The organism is Flavobacterium soyangense (assembly GCF_015277675.1).
Taxonomy (GTDB): Bacteria; Bacteroidota; Bacteroidia; order Flavobacteriales; family Flavobacteriaceae; genus Flavobacterium; species Flavobacterium soyangense.
The window spans coordinates 43,494-63,555 of sequence record NZ_JADHEC010000008.1; the positions used below are offsets into that span (position 1 = coordinate 43,494).

Here is a 20,062-nt window from a genome sequence, read left to right on the forward strand (position 1 = left end):
AAATTCAAATAATTAAATAAATACTATGAAAATAATCATCAGGGAGGCAAAAATTATCGACTCCAAAAGTCCTTTTCACAATAAGACTGCAGATATTTTAATTGTTGATGGTATTATCAAAAAAATAGGCGCATCGCTTCCCAATTCAGAAAATGCAGACGAAATTAAACACGATAATTTGCATATTTCTCAAGGTTGGTTCGATAGCAGCGTTTCCCTTGGAGAACCTGGTTTTGAAGACCGTGAAACTATTTCAAACGGTTTGACTATTGCAGCAAGAAGTGGATTCACAGCAATTGCTTTGCAACCCAACTCCTACCCGATTATCGACAATCAATCCCAAATTAATTTTGTAAAAAGTAAAGCTAATGGATTTGCCACGCAACTTTTTCCTATTGGTGCTTTAACCAAAGGAAGTGAAGGCAAAGATATGAGCGAATTATTCGATATGAAAAATGCTGGTGCGGTCGCCTTTGGAGATTATAACAAGAGTTTAGACAACGCCAATTTGTTGAAAATAGCCTTGCAATATGTTCAGGATTTTGACGGATTGGTCATTGCTTTCGCCCAAGATTCGAATATAAAAGGAAATGGAGTTGCCAATGAAGGAATTGCTTCGACTCGATTAGGATTGAAAGGGATTCCAAATCTGGCCGAAGAATTGCAAATCGCCAGAAACTTATTTCTGCTCGAATATACTGGTGGAAAACTACACATTCCGACAATTTCTACAGCAAAATCGGTACAATTAATCAAGGAAGCCAAAGCCAAGGGCTTGAAAGTAAGCTGCAGTGTTGCTGTACATCATTTAGTATTAACCGATTCAACATTGGAAGGTTTTGACACCAGATATAAAGTATCACCACCATTGAGAACAGAAACCGACAGAAAAGCATTGCTTGCGGGAATTCTTGACAATACAATCGATATGATTACTTCTGACCACAATCCGATTGACATTGAGCACAAAAAAATGGAATTTGATTTGGCTAAAGACGGAACGATTGGTTTAGAAAGTGCTTTTGGCGCCCTATTAACTGTATTGCCTTTGGAAAAAGTAATCGAGAAGTTAACTGCCGGAAAAACCACTTTCGGAATTGAAAAACAAAGCATTGATGAAGGTCAAAAAGCAAACTTAAGCTTATTCAATCCTGAAGGGAAAAGCATTTTTACAAAAGAAACTATTTTTTCAAAATCAAAAAACTCCGCTTTTCTGGGAATAGAAATGAAGGGAAAAGTATATGGAATTTACAATCAGGGAAAACTAATTTTAAACTAAAAAAATATACAGACATTAAAAACCTGTCACGCATAAAATCTATATATGAACAACAGCATCGAAAAAGGAAAAACAGCCGCCATAACAAGCTATATTTTAATCATTGGAGTCTTCATCGCAATGTCAATGAATTCTGAAAACAAAAATTCATTTGCTTCTTTTCATATTCGACAAGCATTGGGTTTATCGATTACTTTTATATCTTTAGGATTAATCATCAGTAATTTTGACAGTCCCATGATTTCCATTTCAATGTGGGTTTTCCTCTCTGTTTTGTGGACTTATGGAATTTTTAGTGCCATCAATGGGGAAACAAAACCAATTCCATTGTTAGGGAATTATTTTCAAAAATGGTTTTCAAATATATCTTAGAAAAATGAAATTATCCCTAGAATATCTGGTTAAAGAACCAAAAACAAAGTTGGCCAAAAATCCGCTTTTACTATTACTTCACGGTTACGGCAGCAACGAGGAAGATTTATTCTCATTTGCGGCAGAACTTCCTGACGAATATTATATTGTTTCGGCTCGCGCTCCATACAATCTACAACATGGAAGTTATGCGTGGTATGCCATCAATTTTGATGCCGATGAAAAAAAATTTTCTGACAATAAACAGGCAAGAATTTCAAGAGATTTAATTGCCCAATTCATTGATGAATTAGAAGCTAATTATCCTATTGATGTTAAAAATGTGACCTTAATTGGCTTCAGCCAAGGTACGATTTTGAGTTATGCCGTGGCGCTTTCCCACCCTGAAAAAGTACAAAGAGTTGTTGCAATGAGTGGCTATATCAATCCCGAAATACTGGAAGAAAATTATTTAAAAAATTCGTTTTCCAATCTGAAAATATTTGCTTCTCACGGCACAGTTGACCAAGTAATTCCGGTGGAATGGGGACGAAAAGCAAAACCTTTTTTGGAGAATTTAGGAATACCTATAACTTATAAAGAATACCCAATTGGACACGGAGTTTCACCGCAAAATTTCTATGACTTCAAGAATTGGCTACTTTAAGGAAGTAGACAGGTAGCAGGTAGCAGGTAGCAGTTAGCAAAAAAACGGAAACATCATGAGAAATAAGAAATTTTTGTTTTATTTTGACATAGATGCTTAACAATCTTAATCTGAAATCTGAAATCTGAAATCTGAAATCTGAACACTATTTTTGGTATAACAAAGATTGAAATGTTTCGAAAGAAACTGTTTCGTCATCATTGACAAAATACTTTATTAAAACTTCGCCCCAATATTCTCCATCGCTAAAATCGGCGATAATCCATCTGTGATTCAAAATTTTTACTTTATTGATGATGAATTTATTGGCTCCAATCTGATCTTGACCAACAAAAGGATTTCCCTTGGGATTGGAATTCAAATCCATTAATTTTTCGGTTACAAAAGGGATTAATTTTTTGATTTGAATAGTTTTTGTTGCTGTATCGGGATTAAAATAATTTTGGGCATTTTCATTATTTTCCAAAGAAAAGTAATTGGCATCCGTCAGTTTATTAGTGATAGAATTCAAATTATTATTCAACTTTTTTTCTTTATTTGTGAACTGATTTTGTTCAAAAGCCAACTCCTTAGTGAAATACATATAAGTAAAAAGATTCAAAAGCAGCACAAGAATAAAAAGATAAAGCAAGAAGGATTTTTTCATTATTAAGTAATTTTAAATGGTGATTTCTAAATTATCATAAGCCAAATAAACGTTTTCCGGAAGTTTTTGTTGTACTTCTTCATGGAAACCCATAATATGGCTAATGTGAGTTAGATAGGCTCTTTCAGGTTTAATTAAAGCTATAAAATCTAAAGCTTCCTGCAAATTAAAATGGGTATTATGATGTTCTTCACGCAAAGCATTTACAACCAAAACTTTCAGATTTTTCAATTTGGTAATTTCGCTTTTTTCGACTGTTTTAACGTCAGTCAAATAGGCAAAATCATCAATTCTATAACCAAAGACCTGAAGATTTCCGTGCATCACATTTATGGGAATTGCTATTTTATTTCCTATAGGGAAAGGATGATTATTAACCACTTCAATAGTTTTCACTGAAGGTGCACCAGGATATTTGTTTTCGGTTTCAAAAATATAATCAAATCGTTTTTTTAGATTATCAATAACTCGTTGATGTGCATAAATGGGCATGGAACCTTGCTTGAAATTAAACGGACGAATATCATCCAAGCCAGCAGTATGATCTGAATGTTCATGAGTATATAAAATTCCGTCCACTTTTTGACAATTTGAGACTAACATTTGTTGCCTGAAGTCAGGTCCACAATCGATTACATAGGAATAATCTTCCCATGAAATCCAAGCTGAAACCCGAAGTCTTCTATCTTTAAAATCAGTGCTTTTACAAACAGAATGAATACTCCCAATTACAGGAATTCCTTGTGAAGTGCCAGTTCCTAAAAAATATACATTCATCAACCATGGTTTTTGCTAATTATTTTACAAAAATAGCAATAAATCTCTTTAATTAGAAAGCTATTTTACTAACTTTGCACCAAATTAGCACTATTTCAATGAAAAAGGACACAGAAATAAAATTGAAAGGTGACAAAGTCATCGAACAAATTCCTTCTATAAAAGACAAAGCCCTTCGTATTAATTTGAACGAAAATATTTATGGGATTTTTGCCGAAATTGGTGCTGGACAAGAAACTGTAAGACATTTTTTTAGAGCTGGTGGTTCTTCAGGGACGATTGCAAAAGCAATGTCTGCTTATGATAAAGATTTTAGTGATGCCATATACGGAGTTGAAGAAGATGGGCGTTATGTAACGGAAAGCCGTCTCAAAAAAATGCTTTCACATGAAGCCGGTCTAATCGAAAACCGATTAAGCAGGAAGACACATCCCAATAAAATATTTTTTACTTATGCCAATACCGTTGCTACCATTGACTTTGCAAAACAATTTAAAGGACATGGATGGGTTGGCATCAGATATCAAATCGAACCTGACGAAGATTATAACGAAATCGTCATACACATTCGTTTTAAGGAAACTGATGTTCGTTTGCAACAAGAAACACTTGGTGTCCTTGGGGTAAATCTTATTTATGGCGCCTACTATAAATACAATGACCCTAAAAGAATGTTGCGTTATTTATATGATCATCTCGACAAAGACCAACTTGAAATAGACACCATCAATTTCTCAGGACCTCGTTTTGCGAATGTTGACAATCGTTTAATGAGTTTGCAATTGGTAAAGAACGGAATGACTGATGCCGTAATTTTTGATCCAGAAGGCAGAAACATACTTCCGGCAGCGATATTATACAAAAAAAATATTCTTGCTTTAAGAGGAAGTTTTCGTCCTGTGACAAAGGTAAATATGGATATGTATGAGGAATCGTTAAAAATGTTTCTGGATGAGCACAAAGTTAATGCCGAAAACACTTTGGTCATTTTTGAAATCACATTATCTAACCTCCGTTCTGATGGTGAAATTGACGAAAGAGACTTTATGGATCGAGCCCAATTACTTTGCTCTCTTGGACAAACGGTAATGATTTCAAATTTTCAGGAATATTATAAAGTGGTTGAATATTTTTCGAAATATACCAAAGCCAGAATGGGCTTAGCAATGGGTGTGAATAATTTAGTTGACATTTTTGACGAAAAATACTATCGCCATTTAAGTGGTGGAATTCTGGAAGCTTTCGGGAAATTATTCTACAGAGACATGAAAGTATATCTGTATCCAATGATTGACGAAAACGGAGAAATTATGAATTCCGAAACCTTGAAAGTTCATCCACGAATGAAGGAATTGTATAAATTCTTCAAATTCAACGGAAAAGTGGTTGACATTGATAACTACAATCCGGAAAATCTTGAAGTTTTCTCTCGCGAGGTGTTAAAAATGATTAGTGAGAATAAACCCGGATGGGAATCAATGTTGCCATCAGGTGTAGCCGAAATAATCAAAAAACAAGAACTATTTGGATACAAAGCAAATCAACTACTTGAGAAAAGTAATTAGATAACAGATAGCAGACGGCAGGTTTCAGATGGCAAATAATAGTTATCTTTAATGAATATTTTTAATCGAAAAATCCAAGAAGTAATATTATTACTTTCTTGGATTTTTTATTTAAGACTGAAATCTGCTGTCTGCTATCTGAAACCTTATTTCAATATCTGAGCAGCGTGAGCCTTCGTTTTTACTTCCGAAATTACTTCATCTATAACTCCATTTTCATCAATCACAAAAGTAGTTCTGTGAATGCCGTCATATTCTTTTCCCATAAACTTTTTAGGTCCCCAAACTCCAAAAGCCTGTATTACGGATTTATCCTCATCAGCCAATAAAGGAAAAGGAAAATTGTATTTTTCCTTGAATTTGGCTTGTGCTTTTGCAGCATCGGCACTTACTCCTAAAAGGGCATAATTATTAGCTTGAAAACGCTCAAAATTATCTCTTAAATCACAAGCTTCGGCGGTGCAACCTGGCGTGTTTGCTTTTGGGTAAAAGAAAACTACTAATTTTTTCCCTTTATAATCGGCTAATTTATGTGAATTTCCGTCTTGGTCCAGTCCTGAAAAATTGGGTGCTTTATCCCCTTTTTTTAATGTTGTCATAATTGGGTGTTAGGTTTTGGGTTTTAGTTATTAAGTTTGCCCCAGATTAGAGTGAAAAACCCCGCAGTTTTTGAAGCTGTTTTTTTCTTGAAATAGCAAAGCGACCAAAGGAAGCTCTTGCTATTGCTTAGAAAAAAAGCTTGAAAAAACGAGGAGTTGAAACGGAAAGCTGGATTAGGCACATAATAAAAATTAGATTAATTTTACAACTCAAATTTAATGAAAATGACCAAACCGGAACGTGCAACATTTGTTATAAATACGTTAAAAGAATTATATCCTACTATTCCAATTCCTTTAAATCATAAAGATCCTTATACTTTGCTGATTGCGGTTTTGCTTTCGGCACAGTGTACGGATGTTCGCGTCAATCAAATTACGCCCTTACTTTTTGCCAAAGCTGATAATCCTTATGATATGATAAAAATGTCGGTCGAGGAAATAAAAGAAATCATTCGTCCTTGTGGTTTATCGCCAATGAAGTCAAAAGGAATTTATGGTTTATCCCATATTTTGATTGACAAACACGGCGGAAAAGTTCCTCAGAGTTTTGAAAGTCTGGAAGAATTACCTGCTGTAGGACATAAAACAGCGAGTGTTGTAATGTCACAAGCTTTTGGATTTCCCGCTTTCCCTGTGGATACGCACATCCACAGATTGATGTACCGATGGAATTTATCTAGTGGGAAAAATGTAGTGGAAACAGAAAAAGATGCTAAACGCATTTTTCCAATAGAAACTTGGAATGATTTGCATCTTCAAATGATTTGGTACGGTCGAGAATATTCTCCGGCCAGAGGTTGGGATTTAGAGAAAGACATTATTACGAAAACCATTGGCAGGAAAACTGTTTTGGAAGAGTATCAAACAAAAACATCCCGATGATTTTCGGGATGTTTTTCTAATTAGCCATAACTTCGAAACTCATAGTTTTACCTTTTATTATACTCAATGCTTTTGAGTAATTTAATAAAAAAGAAATAGTCTCTTTTTTTGGTTTCATTGTAGGAATTGCTAATGCTTTTTTAGAGTAAATTTTTGCCATAAAGTAATAAAATTTGTGTTTATTTATTACAACGCAATAATTTACAATAAAGTATTAATTCGTTAAAATAATTTGATGTTTATCAATAACTTTTCTTATATTCATCAGTGCATAACGCATTCTTCCTAAGGCTGTATTGATGCTAACGCCTGTTATTTCTGAAATTTCCTTGAAACTCATATCTTGATACATTCGCATAATCAATACTTCTTTTTGATCAGCAGGAAGTTCTTCAATTAGTTTTTTTAAGTCAATTTCAACTTGTTCTCGAATGATTTTATTTTCTATTGTAAGGGAATCATCAGACATAATTGAAAAAATGGAGAATTCTTCTGTTTCTCTGAACATAGGCATTTTTTTGTTTTTACGATAATGGTCAATAATAAGATTATGGGCAATTCGCATTACCCAAGGCAAGAATTTTCCTTCCTCATTATAGGATTTTGATTTTAAAGTTTTGATTACTTTAATAAAAGTGTCTTGAAATATATCATTCGAAATGTCTCTGTCAGAAATTTTCGAATAAATAAAACCAAATATTTTTGATTGATGTCTATTGATTAATACTGTCAAAGCATTTTCGTCGCCTTCAACATAATTTTTCACCAATAAAGCGTCTGGAAGTTGAATATCAGCCATAGTTATACCTTTTAGTTTTTTAATGAAATTGGATCAATTTTCTCTAAAAAGTAGTTTTATATAATAGGCTAAAATTTTTTTGTGGTTTATTATTTGTCAAATTTAACAAATATTTATCTAAAGAAGCAAGTAAAAAGGTTAAAATTTAACAAACTTAAATTAAAAGATAAAAAATAAGGCTTCTCTTTTAATAGAAAAGAAGCCTTTAATTTAATTGCAATAAAATTTTCTTAACCTAGCTATGCTAATCGAGGTACAAGATAAACATCTACTTGTTTAATACTATTTGTTCTTTCAAATATTTCTTTACTGCTGTGCTCATCAATTGTGAGTCCTTCTAATTTAGATAATGATCCGTCAGTATTTGTTACTGTAATTCTATTTTTTTCTGAAATATGATACACGAAAGGAACTTGACAGAAAGTAAATACCAGATTATTTTCTTTTAAATTAATTGATTCTTTATGGTTTTGAATAGAAAAATACTCAAAATTATCAGCAGTCATTAAAAATTCTGATTTTCTTAACAAACCAGGATTGAAAACAATTTTTCCATCTTGCACATTAATTCCTAATTCTCCAAAGCGAGAAATTATATCTTCTTTTACTTGCCCAGTCATTCCGGGTTGTTTAGCACCGCCATTTCCGGGAGTGTGTGAATAGGCGTCTGTAGGGAAAGCACCAAATAATTCTGGTGATTTATTAAATCCTATTCCAGCCCTTACATCATAATAATGCTTAACTAATCTGCCAAGTTGAATCTCATCAGTAGTGTTTTGTAATGCCAAGAAATAGTTTTCGCTAATTGCTAACAATAATTTAGAAACCATGTGCCAATAAATACACCCTAATCCTTCGAATCCATAAAATGTTCCTGATCGACCTGTAAACGACTGATGATCAAAAACTTTTTCGAAAATTTGTAAAACCGATTCTTTTTCCTGCTCCAAATTATTCTGTGCCGGCAACAAATTTAATGCGCTTTTTAAATCGGCACCATTTCTAAAACTACTATTAAAATGATACACCCCATCAATATCTTTGTAAATTATATCGCTATTGCTTTCTGAAATAAGTTGAGAAAGCAATTTACTGTTTTGAACTAAATCTGACGGAATATTATTTTTTTCTGTAAACCTAGGTAACTGTCTATCAGGATAAAGCATGTAGCTGAATTGATCTTTCCTGAACATAGCGCTCCCTTTTAAAGCATCAAGTACCTGATTAACTTCTTCGGTATTTAAAACACTAGCACTCAATATAGCTACTTGTCCTTCCAACATTTCATAAAGATGACGAATAGAAATACTTTTTTCTTTAAATGAAATTAGATTATAGGAATGATACAAATTATCTTCTCTTTTGTTTTTTCTAATTGAATGATCAAAATGTTTAATCGTTAATTCGAAAAACGCTACTAATTCTGAAACATTAATAGTTTCTTTATTGCCTGAAAATCCTTTACGATAAATTTTTTCACGATAATTACTTCCTGCATAGCCTAAACCATCAGCAATTAATCGTCTATTAGAGTCTGAAATATCTGTTATCAATAAATCTTTGTATTGCTCAAAAATCTTAAAAATGGAATCAAAAAATACTGCCATCTCCTCTGAAACTTCAATTTTTTCTATAGAGGTTCCTTTAAATAATTCAAGACAAAAAGACTGCAATCTTCGAATATGGTATAATGTTACCATAGAAACACCATTTCCAACTAAAGCATTGTTAGCGTCATTCCATTCTGGCCTTTGTGTATTTAACCAAATTCCTGCTTCTGGAATAAAATTAGAAAGTTTAGCCAGCAACATTGCAAGTAATTTTTCTGTAAAATTTACTTGAAGTACATTTCCGTTAGATTCTAAAATAAGTTTTCCGTCGCTACCAATATTTTCAACTCTTTCTAAAGCTATTTTCTCTGCTTCAAAGTCAAATTCAATCGTGTCAAAAGGATTTTTTACCAAATCTTCGTAGGACTTAATTCTGTAAGGTACATTGGCGTAAGCAAAAATACTTTCAGTCAACATACTGTTTAAAACTCCCGGATGGTATTTTTTAGATATTTCTAAAAATTTCTGTAGATATATAATCTGGTGGTCACCCCAATAACCAATATTTGCCCAAGGATCATGAGGATCTGGTGATTCCCAATCTATTCCGTCTCTTGTGATTCGATATGGATTGTAACCATCCGCAGTAGAGGCATTTAAAAACTTAGAAATCATTCCTTCTATGAATGAAGGATACGATAATCCAAGAGCTTCCCAATTTTGAAAAATATCTCTCCAATTTCCTTGGAAATTTAGGTTTTTTGAACCGTCTCCTTTTTTTATTTCAATTGCAAAGCGATTCCACGGACGTGATGGATCACCATGTCTTCTACTGAAAGTTAATGGCAAATATTCATACAGCAAACGGATTAATTGTTTGTCGTCATGACTTGCCACTTTTTTTAGTAAAATAGAATAATCTTCTTTTTGATTTAAATTTTGAAGGAATACTAAATTATTTTTATAAACAGTATTATTAGCACCTTCAATAAATTCCAGTAAATCTTTTTTACCAATAGAATAATTATCATCAAAAATACCTCCACGCATTACATTAAACAACACATTCGATAGGTGTCTATTAACGCCTAATTTATCCCCTGTTAGTTGTAAACCATCTGCAGATGCCAATATTCTCACTAAATCTTTTGTACAATCATTTACATCATCAAGCAACTGTTGGGCACAATTTTTATTATCTGATAAAAAATGTTTTAAAGTAGCGATATAACCCGAATTTTTGTTGATGTCTGCAACAATGTGCCACTCTCTTTTCTCATTAAATGAAAGTTCTATTTCAGCATTAATAAAATAGGCTCCTCTGGTGGCTCTTATATCTTTTTCTTCTTCAATAGGAAGTCCTTTTCGGAAATTTTTTAATTGACTAGAAGATAATAAAATCTTAGCATCACTTAATCCTTCTGACCAAACTACAGTAGAACTCAAAGCTTCGCTAGGCTCAGCTTTGTCAACTATTACTGAACTTAACATATATAGTCCAATATTTGTATTAGTGACCAATTCGCTTTTTTTGTAAGCATCCACTAAATTGCTCAATGAATTTTGGAGTTGCTGGTTGATTTCAGCTGGCAAAATATTTTGGATTCCATCAAGAACAGAAACCGAACAAGGTGATTCAAGATTATTAATAAGCATTGATTTTTTGATAAAACCAAATTTTTCGCTATTCATCCATTGATAGGAGAAAGTGATTCCTAAATCTTCGTTAATTTCTTCGAATAGTATTTTGTTTCCATAAACGTTTTTGTAAATGTTACGTTGTATTTTATAAACACCATTGTACTTATCCGAAAAGACTTCCCACAATGAAGTTTTACTACCTCGTGTGACTAACAAAATGGTTTTGCTTCCCGAAATTTCGGCAGAATCTTGTATTTTATCTACTGTATAATAAGGAAATAAAGCTAAATCAGGATTTTTTCTACCGGCTGATAATCCTCCGTTACTGGAGATAAACATCCAATGGTCAGAGTTGCTAACGATAGTCATAAAAAAAGGATCCATCTTATCATAATTAGCTATTTTGTAAAATGATTCACCATCAAAATCTACAAATTCCCCTGTGATAGTTTTATTTTCATTGTTTAAATTATAATTCCCAAGTAGAATTTCATTTTTCATAATATTTGTATTAATGCGTTGCGTATTTTTTATTAATTTGTATTTATATTGTTACAGTTGCAAATAATTATAAGATTACTACTGCCCATCTATGTTCTATTTTAAAAGTTGAAATTTTGATTCAAGAAATTTAATTACAAGAGGTATAAAGAAACTTTCGTAACTTTATTTTCAATTGATTTTGTTGTGACCTTAGAGTTAACAACTATTTTTTTATAATTTTTACATTTTGAACACCGTGCAAGTTTTTTACTTTTAAAAAGTAAATTCCTGATTTAAGACCACTCATATCCAAATTGTGTGATGACTTTACTACATCTTCAAATATTTTTTGCCCTAATATATCTGTTAAAATGATTTGATTTTGTTCATCTAGCAACTGCAAATATAATATATTTTCTACAGGATTAGGATAGTAAAACTGTTTCAATTCAGATGAAGTTTCTACCCTCAATGAACAACTACTGCCCACCACATAAGAAATATATTTCGTGACAGACAATCCTCCACCCGCATAAGCAAATTTACAGGCATAGTTAATGGTTGAACCAATGGTTTGTCCTGTAATGGTTTTAGTAAAAACCTGTCCAGAAACATTCGACATTTGTGTTTCAGTGGACGGGGAACTTTGATTTCGCAAAAACGCCACTAATCCGACTTTGTTATCCAACAATTCAAATGTAATTTTAACATCATTTCCAATGGTTTCGAAAGCATAATTGTATCCTAATGTAAAAGCACCTTGCTGAGCCTGTGTATCAGTACCGGAACATTGCGAAATTACCGTTGTTTTAGCGTTAAGTACAATTGGATTATTAACAGCGGCATTTCCTGTTGCATCAGTTGCCGAAACTGAAAAAGTATAATTAGTATTAGGAGACAAATTGGATATGATTAATGATTTTTGAACACCGGAAAGGCTATATGTCGAACTCGTTCCAGATCCATAATCAACATTGTAGGTGACATTTCCTGAGTTGTCCGTAGCATTTAGCAATAATTCAACAGATGATCCTGAAATTGCCCCAACAGAAGCTGCAAAATTAACAGGTGGCTGGGTATCAATAGTAGTATTTTGATAGACTCTTACATAATCAATATCCATAGAAGCTTGTGTAAAACTTGGCGCAATTGTTCCAGCTATCCCTCCCAAAGCAATATTCAATAATAAATATTGTTCTTTATCAAATGGCCAAGTACTGGCGTCTTTAACCGCTGGATTGTATGTATAAAAAGCAACACCATCAAGAAGAAATGATATTTGGTTTGGCGACCAATTCATAGAATAAATATGGTAGTTATTTGCTAAATCAGAAGCTATTGTTCCACCATTGTTTACTGAATTCCCATGGGAAGAAGGTGTATGCATAGTGCTTTGAATGTAATTGATAGACTGTGATGAAAAAATTCCATGCTCCATAATATCAGTTTCTCCACATGCCGGCCAATCTGTAGTTCCATAAGTTGAAGCAAAATAACCTCCAGGTTCATTTACGTTTTTGCCCAACATCCAAATTGCAGGCCAAGTTCCTGAATCAATTGGCAATTTTGCACGGACATCTACACGTCCGTATCTAAAGGCAAATTTAGAATTTAATCGGGCTGATGTATACTCTTTAGTTACACCCTGATCGGTAAAAGATTCTTTTTTTGCAACAATATGTAATAGACCTGTATCAACAAAAGAATTAGTCGTGAGATTAGTATAATGTTGCACTTCGCCATTAAACCAGCTTCCACCGGCAGGCAATTGAGTTTGATGAAACCAGTTGTTGGAATCTACAGCTCCATTAACAGTAAATTCATCAGACCAAACTAAATCATTATAAACAACATCAACCTGTGCAAGACAGCATTGTCCAATTAGAAAAACCAAAAAGAACAATTGAAGTGAAGTATTTTTTTTCATGATATTTTTTTTAAAATTTAAAAATAGTTTAATAAAAGATAGTTATTAAATTATTTATTATAAAATTTTTTGTCGGTCCATAGCTAATTTTGGGGTTCTATCAATTTTAAAAAGCCCCCAATGTTTTTCGGGTTCTAAAGGTTCATTAGACCCTTTCCAAGATTCATCAAATGCTTCGAATACAAAGGTTAGAATACCATCAGAATCTGTCCAATTGACTAAATCTTGATAATAAATTTCTTGATTATCTTCACTAACATTATGTGCTTCTATTCCTCTGCCGTTAGAATTGGTTGCCCAACCTGCTTCCGTAATTACTACCGGTTTATCAGGATACATATTGGCAACCGCAAAGTAATTTTCTTTGGTATAATCTAATGCTTCGTGTATATTCTTATATTCCCAAACCGGGTAAGTATGAATCGAAATAAAATCAACCACATCTACTAGAGGTTTGAGTTTGCTTAACCAAGGCACATAATTTTCGCAAAAAGTAACAGGTTGTTTCGCTTCTTTTTTAATACTGTTCACGTATTCTATGACACTAGAAACTGATACATAATGGTCTGTCCAATCGACACAAGCTTCATTTCCTGCTGATAAAGTGCATATTATTGTTGGATATTGATTGGCTAAATCAATGAGTTTTTGAATTTGGTTTCGGTTTTTAATGTGGTTTTCGTCCAGTTCTTTTTCAGTATATACGCCACCACCCCAAGGACAGCCAAAATTATTCATTTCGGCCACAATATAAGCACCAAGCATTACTTGAAAAGGCAGTTTTTCTTGTTCAATTACTTTTAAAACGGTTTCAGCATGTACATCACAATCGTATAAACGAAGGTATTTCCAGTGACTTTTAAGTATCAATAAATCTTCTTTAACCTCTTCATAACTTGGGCATATACCTCCAGGCTGCTGACCTTCACGAAAACCAGAATAACATATTGCTCTTCCTGGAGATAAATTTAATGCTTTAAAACTATTCATTAATATTTTAATTTTTCATTTTTATCCCAAATACCCCAATAAGCTCCTACTTCACCCTCTGCTCCTACTTTCCAGGATTCATCAAATGAAGAGAAATAGAAAATATCTATATCTTCCTGTTGAGACCAAAGTTGGGTATTTATAAAATATTTTATTGCATTTTCTTTGGAAGGATGTGAGTCTTTAAAACTTTCGCCTTTACTGGGCCATCCTGTTTCGGTTATAATTACTTTTTTACCATTTCCTGCCTCTAAGGCCTGATGGTACATTTGCTTCATATGTCCTAATGAATATTCGAGGTTGCAGCCTTCCCAAAATGGATAGCAATTGGTTAAAATAAGATCGCAAGCTTCTGTAATTCTTGGTTTAATAGTAAACTCGTAATACGCATCGACATAACTTACAGGAATAGTATCCGGAATGGCTTTTTTTACCCTGCCGATAAATTCCAGAAGTTCGTCTTCGGTTAAATCTTTTCTATACATAACCTCGTTTCCAACGGCGGCGATATCTACAAAGCCTTCGTTAGAAAGTTTTATGAGTCCTTCAATTTCTTTTTCATTGATTTCCGGATCATCACCTAACCAAGCCCCTACTAATGTTTTAATGCCATATTCTTTTGCAATAATTGGTATAAACTCATTGCCTTCAGTGCATGAAAATGACCGTACCCATTTAGTATAAGGAGCAATTATTTTCATTCTTCGTCGCACTTGTTCCTCGGTTATAATGTCGCCTGGTTTTTGTCCGTCTTCATAAAGGCTAAAACAAAGTCCATGCATTCCTTTTTTTAAAACTTCACCAAAAAGGTTTATTAATTCTTTTGGTGATTTATTTGAATAATTAATCCCATTATAATTAATCTCATTAACATTATCATACTTGATTTGATAAAGCGAATCTTCTTTTCTACTATATGACATGATTCCTAATTTTTAAAATTTCAATTTTTCGTATTTATCCCAAATACCCCATCCTGCGCCAACTTCTCCTTCTTGTTTTACTTTCCAGGATTCATCAAATGATGAAAAATAGAATAGATCAATGTTTTCATTTTTAGTCCATTCCTGAACAGAAATAAAGTATTTCATGGCATTTAATTTGGAAGGTTCTGCCGCTTCTACATTTTCTCCTAAACTTGGCCAACCCGTTTCTGTTATAATTATTTTTTTACCTTTAGCAATCTGTTGTGTTAATTCAACCATTCCATCTAAATAAGATACTGCATACTTATTATCTGCTCCTTCCCAAAAAGGATAACAGTTTACTAATATAACATCACAAGTGTCTACTAGAGCAGGTTTATCCAGGAACTGATAATAGGCATCTACATATCCCACAGAAATAGAAGCTGGCAATGCTTCCCTTACTCTTTTAATATATCCTAATAGCTCTTGCTCTGAAATTTCTTCACGATGTAACACCTCATTTCCTACGGCAGCAATATTTACTAAACCTGCTTTAGCCAATGCAATAAGCGACTGGATTTCTTTTTCATTTTTTTCTCTATCGTCACTTATCCAGGCTCCTACTAAAGTTTTCAATCCTTTTTTGTGTGCTATTTCTGGTATCAATTCATTTCCTTCTGTACATGAGAAGGATCTAATCCATTTGGCATGTGGCGTAATTATTTCTAGTCTTCTACGAATTTGATTTTCTGATAAAATATCGCCGGTTTCCTGTCCTTCAACATAAGGACTAAAGCATAAACCATGCAAACCATTATTTAAAATTTCTGAAAACTGTGTTCTAATTTGTTTTTCTGTTTTAGAACTTAAATCTACCCCTATTATGGTGTCTAAAGAGCTTCCACTTTTTTCTAAAGAAAGTAGTTTTCCAGAAAGATAGGCCGAAGATTGTTTTTTTACCGGTCTTTTTCTCGCATCTAATTCTTTTTTTATTTCTCTGGCTTTTTCTTCTGTCAAGTCATAATTCCTCATTACCCACATCGCTATCAATGTCCCTAAAATCGGGACTCCTGAGAAGAAAAGTCTTAAACCGGTAATTGCACCCTCAGTCTGAGTTGCTGAACTAGTATCAAAACCAACTGTTGACATAATAACTCCTGTTAATAATCCTGCGATGGCAAAACCAAATTTTACCATCCACCAATATATGGCACCAAAGATTCCTTCTCTTCGTTTACCTGAAGTCAACTCATCCATATCGCAAACATCTGCTGTCATTGACATCATTAAAGTAAACAAACTTCCGATACCAAAAGAAAAGAAAGGTAAAGCGAAGATAAACATATAGGGTTTACCAGGAATGAAAAGAAACCAAAGCAATATATATCCAAAAACAGATATTCCTTGAGAAGCTAAAAAAGCATTCTTTTTGCCCATTTTTCTGGACAAGCTAGCAACAATTGGAATTACAACAAAAGTAGTAGCCAAAGCACCTATACTTCCAAAAAGTGTAGGCCAAATACCCGCAGCCTCTGTATTTCCATTAAAAAGGTAATACACAACAATAAAAAAAGTAAAACCAGCAACGGTATTAAAAGCATTAAAGATTAAAAAAGTAGCGATACAAAGCTTTGTGAAGGGACCGTTTCTAAAAGCCTCTTTGAAACTTTCGAAAATTTCCTTCAAACTACCTCCAATTGTTCTAAATGTTAATGGCGAAAAATTCTCTTCATCTTTAGTAGATTTACTTTTAATAAAAATTGCAGGAATCATCGCTAATAGCATACAAGAAATTCCTACCCAAACAGCCAATGTTCTTGTTGCTGTATCGGCATTAGGAAACCATTTAGGGTCATACATAACAACCCAAAACCAAGGTGCTATTACCCAAGCCCATTGCCCAATCCATTGTGATATTGCCATGATACTTGTGCGTTCGTGAAAATCATCGCTCATTTCATAGCCCATAGCTACATAAGGAACGCTAAAAATAGAGAGCCCCAAATAAAACACGAACGACCACAAAAGAAAGTATATAAAATTATATTCTACACCACTTTCTCTATACAATTGCCACATTACAACAAATGAAACCCCCATTATAATAGCTCCTAAAAACACATAATGTCTTCGCCTTCCCCATTTAGACCTCGTATTGTCTGAAATGAAACCCATAATTGGATCAACGAAAGCATCAAAAATCCTAGGTAAGAAAAATAAAATGCCCCACATCCAAGCTGGAAATTTTAAATCTTGTACCAAAACAACCATAAAAATACCTAAAGCTGCAGGAAACATTTGGTTCGCTAACATTCCTAATCCAAAGGCTATTTTTTGACCCATTGGAACCAATCCTTTTGGGTTAGAATTCTGATTTGACATATTATAAGTGGTTTTAGTTATAAATTTTTTTCTATTATCAAGGTTTAATAATTACGGTTTGCAATGCTTTAGCACTAATGGAAATGCTTTTTTTTATGTTATTGAGATTTATTTCAATTGTGTGAGCATCTTCTGTTGGGTTAAAAACAGCTATTGCAATTGTACCGTCAGGATTTTTTACAGCTGTAGCCATCAAGTTATCATTGCTTATTTTACATCCAATTTTTATAGCTCCTGGTCGCATGAATTTGCTAAAATGCTCCATAACATAATACAAAGGTGTAAAATAGACTTCATCCTTTTCAGGATCTACAATTACAGGTGCCGTACACCAATTTTTAAACCAATTTGGTCCACCCTGCTTGTCCAGAACCATATTCCAATCTATCCAACCATCTACCCAATTATTCAAACATCCAATAATATCAGTAGCATAGCGATTCACTGGTGCATATTTTGGGTGCAAATATTTATCTTTTTCAGGTGCCCAATCCCAACCCCAATCAGTGGCCTCTTTACTCCAATACCAAGCATTGTCATTCCAATGTGGAACTTCAGAATCCACACAAGCTTCTGTTTGAATTAAATATTTATTTGGCGATTTATTGTGAGCATATTGTAAAGCGTCCGGTAAAAAATCATAAGTGCTTTCATACCAATGAATAGCTGTCCCAGAATAGTATTTTGACGTTTTTTCATCTTTATACATAGCGTCTACCCATTCTTTTAAGCCACCTCTGTTTTGATCGTACCCTAATATTTTGACATTGAATTTACCATTGGCCTCTAGGGTTGGCCCTAAATGATTTTGAACAAAATTCGTCATTTCTTCTGGAGAAAAAAGCATGCTTTCCCAGTTATTTCCGTTGCCATTAGGCTCATTTATTACAGTAAGCCCCCAAATATCAATACCTTCATTCTTGTATGCATCAATATATTTAGAATAATACAAAGCCCATGTATCGTTATATTCAGGTAATAATTTTCCGCCTATCCATTTTTTATTGTCTTTCATCCATGGCGGCGCAGTCCAAGGCGAAGCAATGATTTTAAATCCTTCTTTTGAAATCGATTTTGCTTCCAATATCATTGGGATAAGATTGTTTTTTTTATCTTCTTCAATCGAAAAATGGTCTAAATTTTTATCGCCATCTTGTATTGCATAGGCATATTGTTTCAATGAAAAATCACAAGAATTAATATGGGTACGGGTTAATGAATAGTTCGCTCCTTCTTCACTAAAATAAGCATCCATGATTTTTTTACGATTTGTAGCGCTTAATTTATTTAACAAATAAGCAGAAGATTCTGTAAAAGAACCTCCAAATCCTGTTATGGTTTGAAATTTTTCTTCTTGATTTAAAGTAATTACCACAGGGTTTTCACTTTTTGAAAATTCAGTGATTTTTTTTAATGAATTTCCTTTGGCAGAAGTTTCATAAACTTCAGTTTTCAATTCTTTTGTTGCTTTACAACTATTTAACGAAAATGCCATAATAAAAGTTATTACCAAAAATTTATAATGATTTATACGAAATTTTAATTTTTCCATTACTAATTATTAATGAATGAAGAAGTAGTTTTAATATAAGCCTAATGTTACTTTCTTTGATTTTAAGTCTTGCTTCACAACTAAACATGATCATATCACCTTATCTTAGTGGAAATAATTATTTAGTGAATAACTCAAAAAATAAAAAAAACAATACTAAATTTATCTATAAAAAGTAGAGCCTTTTTTAATTACAATTCAACTCTTTAATTTTAACTATTGATATACTTTAACATAATCAATCATCATTTTTTGTGGAAAAGGCGTTTGAGCGGTTGGAAATCCAACAAAGTTTCCACCAACAGCAATATTTAAAATTAAATAAAATGGATGGTCAAATACCCATTCTCCTTTGCTATTTACATCGCTCTTTTTAACTCTTTCATATAAATAGTTATCAACAAAAAAATCAATCTTATCGGCATCCCATTCCACGGCAAAAATGTGATAGTCGTTATCAAAACGATCGTTTAATAAGGCATAAATATCAGTTATTGCATTTCCACCCGAGTAACCAGGTCCATGGAGTGAACCATGATTAATATTAGGTTGGTGACCTTTAAGTTCCATTATGTCAATTTCGCCAATTTGAGGCCAAACAGCAGTTTGATTATTAGCTCCTAACATCCAAAAAGCTGGCCATATTCCTGGTCCATATGGTGTTTTTATTCTGGCTTCGAAACGTCCATATGCTTGTGTAAACAAACCTTCTGTTTTGATTCTGGCAGAACTAAACGATGATCCGCCAAAACTTTCACTTTTAGCAGTAATTACTAAATTTCCAGTTCCATCCAAAGAAACATTTTCAGGACGATTAGTATAATATTGTAATTCTTGATTACCCCAACCTCCATTTCCTATATCAAAGGTCCATTTAGTTGCATCCGGTAAAACCCCAGCTGCTCCTTCAAAATCATCACTCCAAGTTAATTGCCAATTGCGTTGTTCTACTTTTTGAACGGCTTCAGGATTACAGCTAACCATTGATAGCATCAGAACAAATACCAAAGTAACAAGAAGGGCATATCTTTTATTCAACAAATAATTTTTCATATTTTATA

At 33.2% G+C, this 20,062-nt stretch carries 17 protein-coding genes; 5 read left to right on the plus strand and 12 right to left on the minus strand.

All coding sequences use genetic code 11. The annotated features are described in order from the left end of the window. The first annotated feature begins 25 nt into the window (after nt 1-25). The 3 genes from IR213_RS05380 to IR213_RS05390 are packed head-to-tail and all read left to right on the plus strand — an operon-like array spanning nt 26 to nt 2,297. Nucleotides 26-1,279 (plus strand): dihydroorotase, encoded by a 1,254-nt coding sequence (locus IR213_RS05380; RefSeq protein ID WP_194311288.1) that lies wholly within the window; start codon nt 26-28, stop codon nt 1,277-1,279. A gap of 45 nt (nt 1,280-1,324) precedes the next feature. After that, the gene (locus tag IR213_RS05385) at nt 1,325-1,651 is read left to right on the plus strand and encodes a hypothetical protein (RefSeq protein ID WP_194311289.1); all 327 of its coding nucleotides are present in this window, start codon (nt 1,325-1,327) and stop codon (nt 1,649-1,651) included. Nucleotides 1,652-1,655: 4 nt separating this feature from the next. Next, nucleotides 1,656-2,297 (plus strand): alpha/beta hydrolase, encoded by a 642-nt coding sequence (locus IR213_RS05390; RefSeq protein ID WP_194311290.1) that lies wholly within the window; start codon nt 1,656-1,658, stop codon nt 2,295-2,297. A 145-nt stretch (nt 2,298-2,442) separates the two neighbouring features. On the opposite strand, the gene IR213_RS05395 is transcribed toward IR213_RS05390, so the two are convergent. Beyond that, a complete protein-coding gene (locus tag IR213_RS05395) occupies nt 2,443-2,943 on the minus strand; it encodes a hypothetical protein (protein WP_194311291.1) in 501 nt (166 codons plus the stop codon). A 12-nt stretch (nt 2,944-2,955) separates the two neighbouring features. After that, nucleotides 2,956-3,720 carry an MBL fold metallo-hydrolase gene (locus tag IR213_RS05400; protein ID WP_194311292.1) on the minus strand — a complete coding sequence of 255 codons (765 nt, stop codon included), beginning with the start codon at nt 3,718-3,720 and terminating at the stop codon, nt 2,956-2,958. A 98-nt stretch (nt 3,721-3,818) separates the two neighbouring features. Here IR213_RS05400 and IR213_RS05405 point away from each other — a divergent pair, with 98 nt between their 5' ends. Beyond that, nucleotides 3,819-5,285 (plus strand): TonB-dependent receptor, encoded by a 1,467-nt coding sequence (locus tag IR213_RS05405; protein WP_194311293.1) that lies wholly within the window; start codon nt 3,819-3,821, stop codon nt 5,283-5,285. 146 nt (nt 5,286-5,431) lie between these two features. Here IR213_RS05405 and bcp read toward each other — a convergent pair whose 3' ends face one another. Continuing rightward, nucleotides 5,432-5,884, minus strand: a complete 453-nt coding sequence (gene bcp, locus IR213_RS05410; RefSeq protein WP_194311294.1) for a thioredoxin-dependent thiol peroxidase — start codon at nt 5,882-5,884, stop codon at nt 5,432-5,434. Nucleotides 5,885-6,109: 225 nt separating this feature from the next. Between bcp and IR213_RS05415 the strand changes: the two genes are divergently transcribed. Further along, nucleotides 6,110-6,769 (plus strand): endonuclease III domain-containing protein, encoded by a 660-nt coding sequence (locus IR213_RS05415; protein WP_194311341.1) that lies wholly within the window; start codon nt 6,110-6,112, stop codon nt 6,767-6,769. A 16-nt stretch (nt 6,770-6,785) separates the two neighbouring features. On the opposite strand, the gene IR213_RS05420 is transcribed toward IR213_RS05415, so the two are convergent. The 9 genes from IR213_RS05420 to IR213_RS05460 all read right to left on the minus strand — a co-directional run bounded on the left by IR213_RS05420 (nt 6,786) and on the right by IR213_RS05460 (nt 20,054). Continuing rightward, complete coding sequence (locus IR213_RS05420) at nt 6,786-6,929, minus strand: hypothetical protein (RefSeq protein ID WP_194311295.1); 144 nt, start codon at nt 6,927-6,929, stop codon at nt 6,786-6,788. A 54-nt stretch (nt 6,930-6,983) separates the two neighbouring features. Continuing rightward, nucleotides 6,984-7,568, minus strand: a complete 585-nt coding sequence (locus IR213_RS05425) for an RNA polymerase sigma factor (protein WP_194311296.1) — start codon at nt 7,566-7,568, stop codon at nt 6,984-6,986. A 239-nt stretch (nt 7,569-7,807) separates the two neighbouring features. After that, entirely contained in the window at nt 7,808-11,260 is a 3,453-nt protein-coding gene (locus IR213_RS05430; RefSeq protein ID WP_194311297.1) for a hypothetical protein, read from the minus strand. A 205-nt stretch (nt 11,261-11,465) separates the two neighbouring features. Further along, on the minus strand, nt 11,466-13,169 hold the full coding sequence (locus tag IR213_RS05435) for a family 16 glycosylhydrolase (protein WP_194311298.1): 1,704 nt from the start codon (nt 13,167-13,169) through the stop codon (nt 11,466-11,468). Between the two features lie 57 nt (nt 13,170-13,226). Next, the gene (locus IR213_RS05440) at nt 13,227-14,159 is read right to left on the minus strand and encodes a glycoside hydrolase family 17 protein (RefSeq protein WP_194311299.1); all 933 of its coding nucleotides are present in this window, start codon (nt 14,157-14,159) and stop codon (nt 13,227-13,229) included. Next, nucleotides 14,159-15,082, minus strand: a complete 924-nt coding sequence (locus IR213_RS05445) for a glycoside hydrolase family 17 protein (RefSeq protein WP_194311300.1) — start codon at nt 15,080-15,082, stop codon at nt 14,159-14,161. The genes IR213_RS05440 and IR213_RS05445 overlap by 1 nt, the downstream gene beginning before the upstream one ends. A 12-nt stretch (nt 15,083-15,094) precedes the next feature. After that, complete coding sequence (locus IR213_RS05450) at nt 15,095-17,449, minus strand: MFS transporter (RefSeq protein WP_228479099.1); 2,355 nt, start codon at nt 17,447-17,449, stop codon at nt 15,095-15,097. A 37-nt stretch (nt 17,450-17,486) separates the two neighbouring features. Beyond that, nucleotides 17,487-18,944, minus strand: coding sequence for a glycoside hydrolase family 30 protein (locus IR213_RS05455; RefSeq protein WP_194311301.1), 1,458 nt, complete (start codon nt 18,942-18,944; stop codon nt 17,487-17,489). 273 nt (nt 18,945-19,217) lie between these two features. Further along, nucleotides 19,218-20,054 (minus strand): glycoside hydrolase family 16 protein, encoded by an 837-nt coding sequence (locus IR213_RS05460; RefSeq protein ID WP_194311302.1) that lies wholly within the window; start codon nt 20,052-20,054, stop codon nt 19,218-19,220. Nucleotides 20,055-20,062 lie beyond the last annotated feature (8 nt).

What these genes read in the sequence shown, in the direction of transcription:
- IR213_RS05380 (WP_194311288.1), top strand. Translation starts at nt 26, where the DNA reads ATGAAAATAATCATCAGGGAGGCAAAAATTATCGACTCCAAAAGTCCT.
- IR213_RS05385 (WP_194311289.1), top strand. Translation starts at nt 1,325, where the DNA reads ATGAACAACAGCATCGAAAAAGGAAAAACAGCCGCCATAACAAGCTAT.
- IR213_RS05390 (WP_194311290.1), top strand. Translation starts at nt 1,656, where the DNA reads ATGAAATTATCCCTAGAATATCTGGTTAAAGAACCAAAAACAAAGTTG.
- IR213_RS05395 (WP_194311291.1), bottom strand. Translation starts at nt 2,943, where the DNA reads ATGAAAAAATCCTTCTTGCTTTATCTTTTTATTCTTGTGCTGCTTTTG.
- IR213_RS05400 (WP_194311292.1), bottom strand. Translation starts at nt 3,720, where the DNA reads ATGAATGTATATTTTTTAGGAACTGGCACTTCACAAGGAATTCCTGTA.
- IR213_RS05405 (WP_194311293.1), top strand. Translation starts at nt 3,819, where the DNA reads ATGAAAAAGGACACAGAAATAAAATTGAAAGGTGACAAAGTCATCGAA.
- bcp (WP_194311294.1), bottom strand. Translation starts at nt 5,884, where the DNA reads ATGACAACATTAAAAAAAGGGGATAAAGCACCCAATTTTTCAGGACTG.
- IR213_RS05415 (WP_194311341.1), top strand. Translation starts at nt 6,110, where the DNA reads ATGACCAAACCGGAACGTGCAACATTTGTTATAAATACGTTAAAAGAA.
- IR213_RS05420 (WP_194311295.1), bottom strand. Translation starts at nt 6,929, where the DNA reads ATGGCAAAAATTTACTCTAAAAAAGCATTAGCAATTCCTACAATGAAA.
- IR213_RS05425 (WP_194311296.1), bottom strand. Translation starts at nt 7,568, where the DNA reads ATGGCTGATATTCAACTTCCAGACGCTTTATTGGTGAAAAATTATGTT.
- IR213_RS05430 (WP_194311297.1), bottom strand. Translation starts at nt 11,260, where the DNA reads ATGAAAAATGAAATTCTACTTGGGAATTATAATTTAAACAATGAAAAT.
- IR213_RS05435 (WP_194311298.1), bottom strand. Translation starts at nt 13,169, where the DNA reads ATGAAAAAAAATACTTCACTTCAATTGTTCTTTTTGGTTTTTCTAATT.
- IR213_RS05440 (WP_194311299.1), bottom strand. Translation starts at nt 14,159, where the DNA reads ATGAATAGTTTTAAAGCATTAAATTTATCTCCAGGAAGAGCAATATGT.
- IR213_RS05445 (WP_194311300.1), bottom strand. Translation starts at nt 15,082, where the DNA reads ATGTCATATAGTAGAAAAGAAGATTCGCTTTATCAAATCAAGTATGAT.
- IR213_RS05450 (WP_228479099.1), bottom strand. Translation starts at nt 17,449, where the DNA reads ATGTCAAATCAGAATTCTAACCCAAAAGGATTGGTTCCAATGGGTCAA.
- IR213_RS05455 (WP_194311301.1), bottom strand. Translation starts at nt 18,944, where the DNA reads ATGGCATTTTCGTTAAATAGTTGTAAAGCAACAAAAGAATTGAAAACT.
- IR213_RS05460 (WP_194311302.1), bottom strand. Translation starts at nt 20,054, where the DNA reads ATGAAAAATTATTTGTTGAATAAAAGATATGCCCTTCTTGTTACTTTG.